This window comes from Zhongshania aquatica (assembly GCF_027257955.1).
Classification (GTDB): Bacteria; Pseudomonadota; Gammaproteobacteria; order Pseudomonadales; family Spongiibacteraceae; genus Spongiibacter; species Spongiibacter aquatica.
Genome location: NZ_JANZNQ010000012.1, coordinates 87,902 through 101,243, shown reverse-complemented (window position 1 = coordinate 101,243; position 13,342 = coordinate 87,902). Strand labels below are relative to the sequence as shown.

Sequence of the window (13,342 nt, the reverse complement as noted above, 5' to 3'; positions counted from 1 at the left end):
GACCTTTATCGAGACAGAAACCAAGCCTACTAGAAGTTATCTGACTCTGTATCTATATCGTTTAAATTACTGCGCATATGCGGATCTAAATGCTTTATTTCTCCACCGTGAGAGAGAAAAGCCTCTACATCCTTCGCCAATTGTTCCCGCATACGATCATGCATCGTCGGCGGCGATATATACTGCGATATGTTAGAAGTTTCATTATTTGTACTACGATTACGCGACCCCATACGACGTCCTCCCGGAAATAAGAATCCCGCGTTTACGAGGCGATTTATACTTGTATATAAGGCTAATTGACAAGTGAATGATTAGGCTTTTTTGTTATTACAATAAAATTCATCATTGCTTTTCGAGCTATATGTATTAATACCTGCCATAAAAAAGGCGGCCATTGGCCGCCTTTTTTATGCATCCAACAACATGTTAAATGGCATCTTCGCCGGTTTCACCAGTCCGAATGCGAATGACCTGCTCAAGCGAGGTCACAAAAATCTTACCATCGCCAATCTTACCGGTATTAGCTGATTTGGTAATTGTATCGATGACTTTTTCAAGCAGACTGTCCGCCACCGCAATTTCTAATTTGACTTTAGGCAAAAAGTCTACGACGTACTCGGCACCACGATAAAGCTCAGTATGCCCTTTTTGACGTCCAAAGCCCTTAACCTCGGTCACTGTCACACCCTGCACACCAATCTCTGACAATGCGGCACGGACATCATCTAATTTAAACGGTTTGATTACCGCACTGACTAATTTCATCGCCGATTATTCCTCTTACTTTTATGATAAGAATTACTCACTGCCATTAAGTTATCTCAGGCAGCAATGACTTGGCAAGGTTATCAAGGTTTTAGTATGAAATAAGCGCCAAAAGCGCCCCTTAAAACAAAAAAGGGCGCTCCTATGAGCGCCCTAAACAATCACCAAACGGGGGAGACTTACTTGTTGGTGAATTCCGGGTAGGCTTCCATACCGCATTCAGAGAGGTCGACACCTTCGTACTCTTCCTCTTCAGTAACACGTATGCCCATGACTGCTTTCAAGATACCCCAGATCACTATGCTGGCCACGAAGGTCCAAGCGAAGATCACGAAAGCACCGTATAACTGATTACCGAAAGTTGCGTCGCCGTTGTTGAATGGCACGGCCATTACACCCCAGAAACCTACAACACCGTGGACAGAGATTGCGCCCACTGGATCATCAATTTTGAGTTTATCCAAGGCAAGGATCGCAAACACAACCAGCACACCACCTACGGCACCGATCAGTGTAGAAACCACAGGATCAGGAGACAGAGGATCAGCAGTAATTGCAACCAGACCTGCGAGAGCGCCGTTTAACACCATGGTTAAGTCAGCTTTGCCGAACAGTAAGCGTGCAACGATCATCGCCGCAATCAAACCGCCACTCGCAGCAGCATTGGTGTTCACAAACACTTGTGCAGTTGCGTTAGCTTCTTCGATGTTAGACACCATCAGCTCAGAACCACCGTTGAACCCGAACCAACCCATCCACAGGATGAAGGTACCCAATGTCGCCATTGGTAGGTTTGCACCTGGAATCGCGTTAACTTGGCCATTCTCACCGTACTTGCCTTTACGAGCGCCCAGTAGCAGTACACCAGCCAGTGCTGCAGAAGCACCACACATATGCACGATACCTGAACCCGCGAAGTCAGAAAAACCAGCTTCAGACAAGAAACCACCGCCCCAGCTCCAAGAACCTTGAAGAGGGTAAATAACGCCTGTCATCACGATAGCGAAAGCAAGGAATGCCCACAACTTCATGCGCTCTGCCACTGCACCCGAAACAATAGACATAGCTGTTGCTACGAATACTACTTGGAAGAAAAAGTCAGATGAACCTGAGTAGTAAGTGTCGCCGTTTGATGCCAGCACTTCTTCAACAGTCGCATCAGCGATTGAGTTGCCAAACCATGCATCTGGTAACATACCGCCTTCTGAACCGCCATACATAATTGTGTAGCCACACAACAAGTACATAGTACAAGCCACCGCAAACAGCGCGATGTTTTTAGTTAAGATTTCTGTGGTGTTTTTTGCACGAACCAAACCGGCTTCGAGCATGGCAAAACCTGCTGCCATCCACATTACGAACGCGCCCATAACTAGGAAGTAAAATGTGTCCAGGGCGTACTTGACCTGTATGATGTCTTCCATCACATGCCCTCCAAAGGGAAAGAGTTAAATCTTTTAATTAATTTAGTTAACACAAACCGCGACCGTAGAATTAAATGGCTTCTTCGCCAGTTTCACCGGTACGGATACGAATAACCTGCTCAAGTGCCGTGACGAAAATCTTGCCATCGCCAATTTTGCCCGTGTTTGCTGACTTAGTAATTGCTTCGATAGTGGGTTCAACTGAATCATCTGCGACAGCAACTTCAATCTTCACCTTAGGCAGAAAATCGACGACATACTCGGCACCACGATATAACTCGGTGTGACCTTTCTGACGACCAAAACCTTTAACTTCGGTGACAGTTATGCCCTGTACGCCGATGTCAGATAGCGCTTCGCGCACATCATCAAGTTTGAATGGCTTAATAACAGCCGTAATCAATTTCATCGGATATCTCCCGTCAATGTGTGTTAGCCACACATTAGGATTAAGTTAAGAAATAGCCGGCGACAAAAATGCCGCCGGCTGGGGTATTACATAGAAATAGGTAGGCTGTAAGAAACTACGAATTTCAGGTCGTCTTCGCCACCAGCAAAAGCATTAACATTATCTTCGCCGTCAACAAACTGGCTCAAAGTAAACGATAAGTTATCGTTGTAAGAATAAGTCACGTTGATATGCGACTCGGTTTCACCGTCCAAAGTTTTACCATTTACCACAGTGCCATCAGTAAGACCATCATGCATACCGTACAAGAATGAGAACTGGCCGATGTCATAGCTCAACGTAAAGTACATGTAATCTTCGTTAACACCAGCAATCTGCTTGTAGATGCTTGCGCCAAATGAACCCACACCAACTGAGAAAATTACTTCAGAGAAGTCACCGAAATCTGCTTCGCCGTCTAACGTCGCAGCACCAGTGCCTGGGTAAACGTAGTTTGTGAAATTTAAATCAAAACTCACGCCTCCAACTTCCATACCATAACCTGCGAACAAGTCATATTCGGTACCGAAAGACGTGTCACCACTCGATGCCCACACACCAGCGTAGAAACCGCTCATGCTGTATGAAATGTCACCGTAAACGGCAGGAGTACCGCCCGAACCAGACAAATCATATCCGCGCCACAAGTATGAACTTGCGACACCAGCACTTGCGCTTAACTCAGCCGAAGCTGGAGCGGCAATCATAGTCATTGAAGCAGCTGCAACACTTGCAGCGATTAAGGTTTTCATTGTTTTCATGTCTTTAGTCTCCACTAAGGTATAAGAAAGTGATCAAGCACAATCCTGCTCAAGCTTTAGCACTTTCAATGCCAACTTCATTTTTTATTATTAAAAACAACAACCTAGAACAACCTTACTCGCAAGTTATAACGTTGCTAGTTACTGGCGCATTACAAGACCTCCCTTCCTCCTATGGTTACGCTCAAATATAGAGCACTTTCCAAAATGTGCTTCATTGAACGCCTCAATAAAATGCACAAGTTAAGAGCTATGTAGCATTAGCATTTTAAAAAAGCCTTTTCGAAATGAAGAAAATTCCTTTAAAAACATTTAGATAGATAAAAAATAAATATTCTCCCGATATAGCTAGGCGATGCACCGAAGGCTTTCGCACCAAAATAATGCGCACGCACTAATTTTTAGCTAAACCCGACTTTTTTACTCTCCAGAATGCAAAAAGGGATGCCACAGGACATCCCTTTTAAACAAAACTCTCATAACATCATTGCCGAGTGGCATTAGCCTCTAACTTCTCAACACGAACACGCAAACGCTCAATCTGTCTCTGTAACTCCAAAATAGTTGTTGTCGATGATCTCACCTCGATAGGCTGCGTTGACGATAATATTAATTGATCCACTAATATTCGCCCAGGATTGCCCGCCGATCCAGCCGAACCTGGGTTACCCGCTAGTCCGCCATCGCCGCCCTCAACCCACTTTCGGTTACCTGTCAGCGTTTTCTTGTTAACGTAGTAGCCGCCAGCGCCCGCACCACCAGAACCCGCATCCCCCCCGTTTCCACCGGAACCGCCTTCACTACGAATCGCTATTCGCTTAAGTAGATCATCGCCAGCAACGGATTTGCCAAGAACCTGATAAAGAATAGTGACATCACCGCCTCGGCCGCCCTCTCCGCCATCACCGCCACTTCCACCTTCGCCACCGGCAGCGAGATCACAATTTTCACTCACGTCAGCGCCATCGCCGCCAGCGCCACCAACACCACCGTTCCCACCGTTCCCACCGTTAGACATCACCTGGATATCGCCTAAGGATTCAATACCAAGCTGCAAGCGGATTTCTACGCCATCACTGCCGTCGCCGCCATTTCCACCCGCACCGCCATCTGCGCATACCGATATGGCTTCTGCTGAATCACCTGCCGTACCGGCACTGCCATTGCCGTCAACCACTACACCGCTACCAATATAGGCATGCCGTGCTTGAACACGCCAACCCACCACCGCAGAAGAAAATGTAATTTTAGCGCCATCGCCAATACGTAGGTTTTCGAGCACTAACTCCTGTTGATCAATACCAACAACATAGGTTTTCCCAGCAGGGATTGTAAGGTCGGCAGCCAGCCCCGCCAGCGGTGCCATCGCAAGCGTTAAAATGGCAAGGTGTTTCATGAGTTAATTTTCCTTAAACGATTAAAGCGAAGGGATCTAAAAAGAATCTTTGCCGACTAGTATAAACCCTGCGCCTATACCGTCATATGCCGGCGCACATCTTCTTCGATCATTTCGTCACCGCGCCCCGACATAATGACTTCACCACGATCCATTACCGCGTAGTTGTCAGCTAAAGCCCGAGCAAAATCAAAATATTGCTCAACTAACACAATGGCCATTTCGCCCTGCTGACGCAGTATAGAAATTACGTTTTGAATATCTTTAATAATCGACGGCTGAATGCCTTCGGTCGGCTCATCCAGCACCAACAACCTTGGTCGGGTAATTAAAGCCCGCGCTATAGCGAGTTGCTGCTGTTGGCCACCGGACAAATCACCACCCCGCCGTCGCAACATACTTTTTAACACGGGAAATAAATCGAATATCTCTGGGCTAATGCTGCGCTGACTGCGTTTAAGCGGTGCGTAGCCGGTATATAGATTCTCCTGCACGGTCAGCTGAGAAAACACTTCCCGCCCCTGCGGTACGTAAGCAATACCCGCGCGCGCGCGATCCGCTGGGCCCATCGCACTGATATCTTTGTTCTCCCATATAATGCTGCCACCACGAATCGGGTGGCGACCGGTAACGGCCCGTGCCAAGCTCGATTTTCCGACACCATTGCGACCAAGAATACAGGTGACTTGGCCTTTTTCAGCAACCACATCAACTTTTCTCAGCGCCTGACTGGCGCCGTAGTAAAGATCAATTTCATTAACTACCAACATATCAGCGCCCCAAGTACACTTCGATAACTCGGGGATTAGCAGACACGACTTCTAACCTCCCCTCAGCTAAAACACTGCCCTCGTGTAAGACGGTAACCTTGCTATCCAGCGCCTTAATAAAATCCATATCGTGCTCAACTACCACAACGGTATGATCCTTATTAATTTCTTTTAGCAGCGCAGCGGTTTCCATGGTTTCATGATCAGTCATTCCCGCAGCAGGTTCGTCGACCAGCAATAACTCCGGCCCCTGCACAATCAACATGCCTATTTCTAACCATTGCTTCTGGCCATGTGACAGGCTACCTGCTAGGTCGCCGGTTTTCGCCTTCAAACCTACCAACTGAATAACGTCGGTAATTTTGTCTGCCTGCTCGGCACTCAACTTATGAAACAAGGCACGCATAACACTGCGTGTGCCCGCCAGGGCCAGCTCGACGTTCTCCCATACCGTTAGCGTTTCTACCACTGTTGGTTTCTGAAACTTACGACCAATACCAAGATTAGCAATATCCGCTTCGTCATATTGAGTGAGATCAATACTGTCTTGAAATCTAACTTGCCCGGTGTCGGGCCGCGTCTTACCTGTAATGATATCCATCATGGTACTTTTACCCGCCCCATTCGGACCAATAATCGCTCGCAACTCACCGGGCGCAATATCCAGCGATAAATTATTAATCGCCTTAAAGCCATCAAAGCTTTTCGTCACACCGCTTAGGTACAACATGCTCTGAATTTCGTCACTATGAAAACCAGGGCTCTTTACGACTGCGCTCATGACTCTGCCCCCTGTTCTGGCGTTGAGGTCGCATTCCGTTCTGCACGTCGCTCACGCATTTGGGTCACCACACCAACGATTCCTTTCGGCAAATACAAAGTGCTGATCACAAACAAAGTGCCAAGCATAAATAGCCAGACCTCTGGGAAGGCACCGGTGAAATAAGTTTTCGCATAGTTCACCGCCACTGCGCCAATAACTGCACCGAACAACGTTCCGCGACCGCCAATAGCCACCCAAATAACAATTTCTATTGAGTTAATCGGACCGAACTCACCGGGGTTAATAATGCCCACCTGAGGCACGTACAAGGCACCAGCAATACCTGCCAGAATAGCCGACACCACAAACACAAATAACTTAAAGTGCTCGACGCGATAACCCATGAACCGAGTACGACTTTCTGCATCCCGAATTGCCACCAACACCCGCCCATACTTACTGCTTACTATGGCGCGGCAAAGAACGTAAGCCAGTACGACGCTCAATGCGGATAGCGCAAACAGCACACAGCGAGTCACATCAGACTGCAAACTAAAACCGAGAATATCTTTAAAATCAGTTAGACCATTATTACCGCCAAAACCCATGTCATTTCGGAAAAAAGCCAGCAACAAGGCATAGGTCATCGCCTGAGTAATAATCGATAAATAAACGCCAGTTACCCGCGACCGAAACGCCAACCAACCAAACACAAAGGCCAGCACCGCAGGAACCAAGGCGACCATGAACATGGAGAAGAAGAAGTTATCAAATCCATACCAATACCACGGCAACTCGGTCCAATTTAAAAACACCATAAAATCAGGTAATTCAGCGTTACCGTAGACACCGCGCTCACCAATTTGGCGCATCAGGTGCATACCCATGGCATAACCACCCAAGGCAAAAAATGCACCGTGGCCAAGACTAAGAATGCCGCAGTAACCCCATATTAAATCCAGCGCCAAGGCCAATAAGGCGTAGCAAAGATACTTACCTAACAACACTACAACATAGGTGGGTACATAGAGAAAGCTGCCCTCCGGCATAATTAAATTGCACAGCGGTACTAACACCATTGCTGCTAGTAAAACTGCAATTAAATAGCGGCCCGCTTTGTCAGCCAGCAATAAGCGACCAATTGCGCTGTGTTCAAATATTTTGGTATTTATCATGACTGATTAATCCTCTACCGAGCGGCCTTTGAGGGCAAATAATCCCCTCGGACGCCACTGAATGAATAGAATGATGAAAACCAGTACAAATATTTTCGCTAGTACCGCACCTGCAAAGGGTTCTAAAAATTTATTCGCAACACCAAGGCTCATGGCCGCAAAGAAGGTACCGAATAGATTGCCCACCCCCCCAAATACCACCACCATGAAAGAATCAATGATGTATGACTGACCTAAGTTGGGGCCCACATTGGTTAACTGACTAAGTGCGACACCGGCAATACCCGCAATACCCGAACCTAATCCGAAGGTAAGCGCATCAACCCATCCGGTACGAATACCCATTGAATTGGCCATCGCACGATTCTGCGTAACCGCTCGCATTTGCAGACCAACAAATGTTTTCTTTAGCAAGAAAACCAGCATGAGCAAAACGACTAAACTAAAAATAATAATGTAGAGACGATTATAGGTTAGCGATAAGGCGCCGTTTATTTCCCAGGATCCGCTCAACCAACTTGGCGCGCTGACGGATTTATTTAGTGGCGAGAAAATACTTCTCACCGCTTGCTGCAGTATCAAACTCACACCAAAGGTTGCCAGTAATGTCTCGAGCGGGCGGCCGTAAAGATGTCGAATAATACCTCGCTCAATCACAATACCCACCAAACCCGAGACCAAAAATGCCGCGGGAATTGCAACGATAATTGAGTAATCAATATAGTTTGGCATCAACAATTGAATAACGTAGGTGGTGTACGCGCCAAGCATCATCATTTCGCCATGGGCCATATTAATAACGCCCATAACACCGAAGGTAATAGCTAACCCCACTGCGGTAAGCAACAAGACCGAGCCGAGGCTTAAACCAAAGAATGTATTCTCTATTACTTTATAAATTTCAGCCTTGCTGCGCATTTCAGTTAATACGGCAGCGGCGGACTCTCTCACCAAGTCATCTTTCTCAGTGTAATTACCATCGCTATCTTTTAATTGCATACCTGCCAGTATCGACATAGCATCGGTATCCAATGTGCCACGAAAAGATTCAATTGCATCCAATCTTAATAATTGCTGATCAGAATTTAAATTAACCATCGCGGCGGCAATATTTAAGGACTCTAAAACTCGCGCGCTGGTTTCTACCGCCTTTGCCCGCTCAATGGCGGGCAGAAATTCAGCCGCCGGGCTACGAATCAAATCCTTGGCGGCTTTTAGGCGCTCAGCAACATCGTCACTACGCAAAGATAATTCCGCTAAAACCCCGCGCAGCACGGCACGCAATTCATTATTAATACTAATCTTTCTAACTTTACGATTTCCGATTACACCCAGATCTTCGCCGCTAATGACAGACGTAATTTGATAACCATCGGGGTGCGTTATTGCATAAACCAGTTTCTCGTCGCTTTTTGTGTAGTACAGTTGGCCATCTTGCAATGCGTTGAGCACCGCTGATCGCTGCGACAAATTCGAGCTAGCAATAAGGTTAATAAGATTAATTTTGTCTGATGTGGAGCTTGCCGAAATTAGCTGATTCAACAGCAGCGCGCTATCGGCCTCACTCTCTAATACAACTTGTTCTGCTTGAACTCCCTGAAGAGAAAATAATAGGGAAAGCGTCAAAACAAGCATGCGAAAAACATGACTGTGCTTCATGGAAACATCCATTTACGATCAAGGCCCCGGCACCTTGCAGTGACGGGGCAACGTTGATGAAAGCCTTACTAAGAAGGGCTTTTTATTGGACTAGTAGTTTTGACCTGAACACTTTTTAGTTTCAGTATTGTAGTTACCACACATGATTTTCGGATCTTGCCAATCCGCCGTCAGTTTGGCACTTTCTGGAAGGAAGTCAGTCCATGCATCACCAGGAACAGCACCTTTAGTTTGCCACACAATATCAAACTGACCGTTTTCCTGAATCTCACCGATAAGCACTGGCTTAGTTAAATGGTGATTAGGTAGCATCGTTGCAACGCCACCGGTCAAGTTAGGTACGCTAATACCAATAATGGCAGCAGACACTTTATCAACATCGGTAGTACCGGCTTTCTCAACCGCTTTTACCCACATATTAAAGCCAATGTAAGTTGCTTCCATTGGATCATTGGTAACACGCTTGTCATCGCCAATATAGGCAATCCACTTATCAATAAACTCATCGTTGGCTTCTGCATCAGCGCTCATGAAGTAGTTCCACGCCGCTAGATGGCCAACTAGTGGCCCGGTGTCAAAACCGCTAAGCTCTTCTTCACCAACGGAGAAGGCCACAACCGGAATATCTTCAGCAGACATACCCTGGTTCGCCAGCTCTTTATAAAAAGGCACGTTAGCATCACCGTTGATGGTAGAAACCACCGCCGTTTTCTTGCCTTGCGAACCGAATTTTTTAATATCAGAAACAATGGTTTGCCAATCCGAATGACCAAATGGCGTGTAGTTGATCATAATATCTTCTTCAGCAACACCTTTGCTCTTTAAGTACGCTTCAAGAATCTTGTTGGTAGTACGTGGATAAACATAATCCGTACCGGCCAGCACCCAGCGCTTAACTGAACCACCCGCATCACTCATTAAATAATCAACCGCAGGAATCGCTTGCTGATTGGGAGCGGCGCCTGTGTAAAAAACATTTTTAGACGATTCTTCACCTTCATATTGAACCGGGTAAAACAGTAGTCCGTTTAATTCTTCGATAACTGGCAAAACTGATTTACGAGAAACCGACGTCCAGCAACCAAAAATGACATCAACCTTGTCTTTGTCTAATAATTCTTTTGCTTTTTCTGCGAACAAAGGCCAGTTCGACGCGGGATCGACAACAACCGCTTCCAACTTCTTACCTAAAATGCCACCTTTTTTGTTCTGATCTTCAATTAGCATTAACACGGTATCTTTCAGTGTTGTTTCACTGATTGCCATCGTGCCGGAAAGGGAATGCAACACACCAACTTTAATAGTGTCTGCGGCTTGTGCAATCGAGGCGCTTAACGACAGCGTCGCGGCGGCCAACACAATACTGCTGTGCTTAGCCAAAGCCTTAAAGGAATTACGACTTTTCATGTTTAGCTCCGTACTCTTTTTTTTGTATATATCGCTAATCTGTATAAATACGATTAGTGAACCCTGGCAAATCTCCCACGTGTAGTAGCAGAATTAGTGCCAATCATTAAAGGAGCGTTAAAGCACTATCTAGGTGCGACGTGCTAAAGAGCGTAGAACCGGAGCTAGAATGACGTTAAAGGGAAAATGTAAACTTAAATGTGACATAGGCGCGAGCGCACTATTTTTATTCCGTGCAGCATAGCGCACCAATATTGCGCGGCCGCACCAAGAAATCTCCGACAGGACTTAATTCGACAACAAAAGAAATACACCAAAACCAGTAGCAAAAACACCAAGCCCAGACTGCAAAGATAATTGCAAGGCGTGATGATAACGTCCAGCCGCACTCATACCGCTGCGTAATGCGGCGCCGACACCTGCCATCGCCATAATTAAACCGACATTAAATAACAGAATATGCAGCATGCCGAGCGCCGGACTTGCCATGCCCGCAGCAGGAATGACCGCCAGCAGCGGCGCCGAACCTGCACTACCATGGACCAAACCAACTAGCGCAGCGTTATAGCTATTGGGTCGGGCATGTCCTCGTCGATGATGTTGTCGCCACAAGTGCATAAACGTCGATATACCAATGGCAATTAACATCCACGCAACTGCCGCCTCAGCATAGGCACTAAATCGAGTTGGTATCGCGGTACCCGCCACCAGAACGCAGGTAGCTATAATAATAACCGCCAGTCCATGACCAAAACCCCAGTGCAAAGCAAATCGAAAACTATGGCGACCGCCATCGCGACCACTAATACCACTCACAGCGGCAATATGATCGGCGTCAAAGGCGTGAATCACACCCGCCGCAAAACCCAGCAGTAAAATACTCAATAAAGGTGCCATATCAGCCATCACTCATTGCTCCCTAGCTGTTAATGCTCACGCCCTAACATACCCTGCTCGATAATAAAGCTCACAATCTCCGCCACACCGCTGCCGTCTTTTAGGTTGCTAAAAATAAACGGTTTATCGCCGCGCATTTTCTTCGCGTCTCTATCCATCACGCCGAGGTCGGCGCCAACCAGCGGCGCTAAGTCGGTTTTGTTGATAATGAGTAAATCTGAGCGGGTTATGCCGGGACCACCTTTGCGGGGAATTTTGTCACCGGCTGAAACGTCAATCACATAAATGGTGAGATCAGATAATTCAGGGCTAAAGGTCGCCGCTAAATTATCTCCACCGCTTTCAATCATAATTAATTCTAGATCGGGGAATCGGCCACTTAACTCAGCCACCGCAGACAGGTTCATCGACGCATCTTCTCGGATTGCCGTATGTGGACAACCACCCGTTTCGACACCGAGTATACGATCCTGCGACAGCACTTCGTGGCGCAACAAAAACTCTGCATCTTCGCGGGTGTAAATATCATTGGTTATGACCGCAATATCAAAGCGCTCTCGCAACTCCGCGCAAAGAGTTTTGACCAGCGCAGTTTTCCCCGACCCCACAGGGCCACCAATACCAAGCCGTAAGGCAGGCTTTTTCATAATTCCAACTCCATATTTTTTAATATATTTACGGACATGTATTTGCGCTCAATTAAGAACGGAATAATCGTGAATATTGCGTTTCATGTTGCATAGATGCCATTGCCAAACCCGGCAAGCCTGCACCTATATCTTCATCCGCTCGCAAATAAGCCTTTGCCACACTTTCCTCTAAACACGGCATTAAGGCCATCAACAATCGCTGACCGTCAGTCTGGCCCAAGGGCACCAATTTAATCGCTGCTGCCGCCTGATTTTCTAGCCAGCTCCACGCAAAGCCACTAAGAACGTCATCATGGTCTATTTCAAAATGCTGGGCAGCCATAGCAAATCCGGTGGCAAAACTTATCGCTTCGCCCTTAGGCCAGCGCAACGCCGAAGGTAATTCGAATGACACGAGCAAACGCAAAAGCGCTTCACCCATTTGCACATCTTCTAATAGTAATTCGCGGGACTCCCGCGCAGCCTGTAGAGTTTGATTCCAATACACCACGGCGTCTATATCATCACTCTGCCAGGCTTTTAATAATCGCAACAAGACCGGCAAATCCAAACCACCAACGCTGTGATTTAATACCTCGCCAATCCAATCGACTGCACCATCCATATCGCGAACCCAAGCGCGCTCAACCGCATACTCCAAACCCTGCGAGTAGGCGTAAGCACCCACCGGCAAGGCGGGACTAACCATCTGCATGAGGTGCAATAAGGGCCTAGCCATGATGATGCTCATGGGTGGTATCAGCATGACTATGGGAATGATCGTGGTCGTGGGAATGGCCGCTGTGGTGAGCACCGCTATTGTGGTAAGCCCCATTTTCCGGGTGGAAGGATTTATCCGTCACCAGCACCGTAAGCCCAAGTCCACGCAACATATCGTCGAGCACATGGTCGTGCTGATAACGCAATTCGCCAGTTTCAATTTGCAAAGGAACGTGGCGATTACCAAGGTGATAGGCAGCCTTTGCCAATAACAGAGGATCGTCACTTCGTACTTCGGAAACGGTTTCTTCCGCCGCCACTACCAGTATTTTTTCGCCAGTTGTCGCGACCAGAACTTCTCCATCGGCGAGCACATTACCGCGCTCGACAAACCAGGCAACCTCTACGCCGCATAAAGTTTTTGCGCGATAGCGACTACGCTGCCGCTCCTGATAATTTAGGACCAAGCGAATATCACTGGTGCCACTGCCCAGCTCATAACATTCCAACATTTTAATTCCTTAT

At 47.1% G+C, this 13,342-nt stretch carries 15 protein-coding genes; all 15 read right to left on the bottom strand.

The genetic code is table 11. From position 1 onward, the window contains the following. Positions 1–29: 29 nt before the first annotated feature. Positions 30–233, bottom strand: a complete 204-nt coding sequence (locus O9X78_RS13360; protein WP_269620203.1) for a hypothetical protein — start codon at positions 231–233, stop codon at positions 30–32. 196 nt (positions 234–429) lie between these two features. Continuing rightward, complete coding sequence (gene glnK / locus O9X78_RS13355) at positions 430–768, bottom strand: P-II family nitrogen regulator (RefSeq protein ID WP_269620202.1); 339 nt, start codon at positions 766–768, stop codon at positions 430–432. 179 nt (positions 769–947) lie between these two features. Further along, positions 948–2,192, bottom strand: a complete 1,245-nt coding sequence (locus tag O9X78_RS13350) for an ammonium transporter (RefSeq protein WP_269620201.1) — start codon at positions 2,190–2,192, stop codon at positions 948–950. 70 nt (positions 2,193–2,262) lie between these two features. Then, positions 2,263–2,601, bottom strand: coding sequence for a P-II family nitrogen regulator (gene glnK, locus O9X78_RS13345; protein WP_269620200.1), 339 nt, complete (start codon positions 2,599–2,601; stop codon positions 2,263–2,265). An 86-nt stretch (positions 2,602–2,687) separates the two neighbouring features. Further along, on the bottom strand, positions 2,688–3,401 hold the full coding sequence (locus O9X78_RS13340; RefSeq protein ID WP_269620199.1) for a TorF family putative porin: 714 nt from the start codon (positions 3,399–3,401) through the stop codon (positions 2,688–2,690). A gap of 484 nt (positions 3,402–3,885) precedes the next feature. After that, positions 3,886–4,797, bottom strand: coding sequence for a hypothetical protein (locus O9X78_RS13335; protein ID WP_269620198.1), 912 nt, complete (start codon positions 4,795–4,797; stop codon positions 3,886–3,888). Positions 4,798–4,871: 74 nt separating this feature from the next. Then, on the bottom strand, positions 4,872–5,567 hold the full coding sequence (urtE, locus tag O9X78_RS13330; RefSeq protein WP_269620197.1) for an urea ABC transporter ATP-binding subunit UrtE: 696 nt from the start codon (positions 5,565–5,567) through the stop codon (positions 4,872–4,874). 1 nt (position 5,568) lies between these two features. Further along, positions 5,569–6,348, bottom strand: coding sequence for an urea ABC transporter ATP-binding protein UrtD (gene urtD, locus O9X78_RS13325; protein WP_269620196.1), 780 nt, complete (start codon positions 6,346–6,348; stop codon positions 5,569–5,571). Then, positions 6,345–7,505 carry an urea ABC transporter permease subunit UrtC gene (gene urtC, locus O9X78_RS13320; RefSeq protein ID WP_435056058.1) on the bottom strand — a complete coding sequence of 387 codons (1,161 nt, stop codon included), beginning with the start codon at positions 7,503–7,505 and terminating at the stop codon, positions 6,345–6,347. The genes urtD and urtC overlap by 4 nt, the downstream gene beginning before the upstream one ends. Positions 7,506–7,511: 6 nt before the next feature. Further along, positions 7,512–9,164, bottom strand: a complete 1,653-nt coding sequence (gene urtB, locus O9X78_RS13315; RefSeq protein ID WP_269620195.1) for an urea ABC transporter permease subunit UrtB — start codon at positions 9,162–9,164, stop codon at positions 7,512–7,514. Positions 9,165–9,254: 90 nt separating this feature from the next. After that, positions 9,255–10,571 (bottom strand): urea ABC transporter substrate-binding protein, encoded by a 1,317-nt coding sequence (gene urtA / locus O9X78_RS13310; RefSeq protein WP_269620194.1) that lies wholly within the window; start codon positions 10,569–10,571, stop codon positions 9,255–9,257. Between the two features lie 288 nt (positions 10,572–10,859). Further along, positions 10,860–11,477, bottom strand: coding sequence for a HoxN/HupN/NixA family nickel/cobalt transporter (locus O9X78_RS13305; protein WP_269620193.1), 618 nt, complete (start codon positions 11,475–11,477; stop codon positions 10,860–10,862). A gap of 20 nt (positions 11,478–11,497) precedes the next feature. Next, positions 11,498–12,115 carry an urease accessory protein UreG gene (gene ureG, locus O9X78_RS13300; RefSeq protein WP_269620192.1) on the bottom strand — a complete coding sequence of 206 codons (618 nt, stop codon included), beginning with the start codon at positions 12,113–12,115 and terminating at the stop codon, positions 11,498–11,500. A gap of 52 nt (positions 12,116–12,167) precedes the next feature. Continuing rightward, positions 12,168–12,836 (bottom strand): urease accessory protein UreF, encoded by a 669-nt coding sequence (locus O9X78_RS13295; protein WP_269620191.1) that lies wholly within the window; start codon positions 12,834–12,836, stop codon positions 12,168–12,170. Next, positions 12,829–13,329, bottom strand: a complete 501-nt coding sequence (gene ureE, locus O9X78_RS13290) for an urease accessory protein UreE (RefSeq protein ID WP_269620190.1) — start codon at positions 13,327–13,329, stop codon at positions 12,829–12,831. Before ureE ends, O9X78_RS13295 begins: the two co-directional genes overlap by 8 nt. Positions 13,330–13,342 lie beyond the last annotated feature (13 nt).

Excerpts from the sequence above, each read along its gene's own strand:
- O9X78_RS13360 (WP_269620203.1), bottom strand. The coding sequence starts at position 233 with ATGGGGTCGCGTAATCGTAGTACAAATAATGAAACTTCTAACATATCG.
- glnK (WP_269620202.1), bottom strand. The coding sequence starts at position 768 with ATGAAATTAGTCAGTGCGGTAATCAAACCGTTTAAATTAGATGATGTC.
- O9X78_RS13350 (WP_269620201.1), bottom strand. The coding sequence starts at position 2,192 with ATGGAAGACATCATACAGGTCAAGTACGCCCTGGACACATTTTACTTC.
- glnK (WP_269620200.1), bottom strand. The coding sequence starts at position 2,601 with ATGAAATTGATTACGGCTGTTATTAAGCCATTCAAACTTGATGATGTG.
- O9X78_RS13340 (WP_269620199.1), bottom strand. The coding sequence starts at position 3,401 with ATGAAAACAATGAAAACCTTAATCGCTGCAAGTGTTGCAGCTGCTTCA.
- O9X78_RS13335 (WP_269620198.1), bottom strand. The coding sequence starts at position 4,797 with ATGAAACACCTTGCCATTTTAACGCTTGCGATGGCACCGCTGGCGGGG.
- urtE (WP_269620197.1), bottom strand. The coding sequence starts at position 5,567 with ATGTTGGTAGTTAATGAAATTGATCTTTACTACGGCGCCAGTCAGGCG.
- urtD (WP_269620196.1), bottom strand. The coding sequence starts at position 6,348 with ATGAGCGCAGTCGTAAAGAGCCCTGGTTTTCATAGTGACGAAATTCAG.
- urtC (WP_435056058.1), bottom strand. The coding sequence starts at position 7,505 with ATGATAAATACCAAAATATTTGAACACAGCGCAATTGGTCGCTTATTG.
- urtB (WP_269620195.1), bottom strand. The coding sequence starts at position 9,164 with ATGAAGCACAGTCATGTTTTTCGCATGCTTGTTTTGACGCTTTCCCTA.
- urtA (WP_269620194.1), bottom strand. The coding sequence starts at position 10,571 with ATGAAAAGTCGTAATTCCTTTAAGGCTTTGGCTAAGCACAGCAGTATT.
- O9X78_RS13305 (WP_269620193.1), bottom strand. The coding sequence starts at position 11,477 with ATGGCTGATATGGCACCTTTATTGAGTATTTTACTGCTGGGTTTTGCG.
- ureG (WP_269620192.1), bottom strand. The coding sequence starts at position 12,115 with ATGAAAAAGCCTGCCTTACGGCTTGGTATTGGTGGCCCTGTGGGGTCG.
- O9X78_RS13295 (WP_269620191.1), bottom strand. The coding sequence starts at position 12,836 with ATGGCTAGGCCCTTATTGCACCTCATGCAGATGGTTAGTCCCGCCTTG.
- ureE (WP_269620190.1), bottom strand. The coding sequence starts at position 13,329 with ATGTTGGAATGTTATGAGCTGGGCAGTGGCACCAGTGATATTCGCTTG.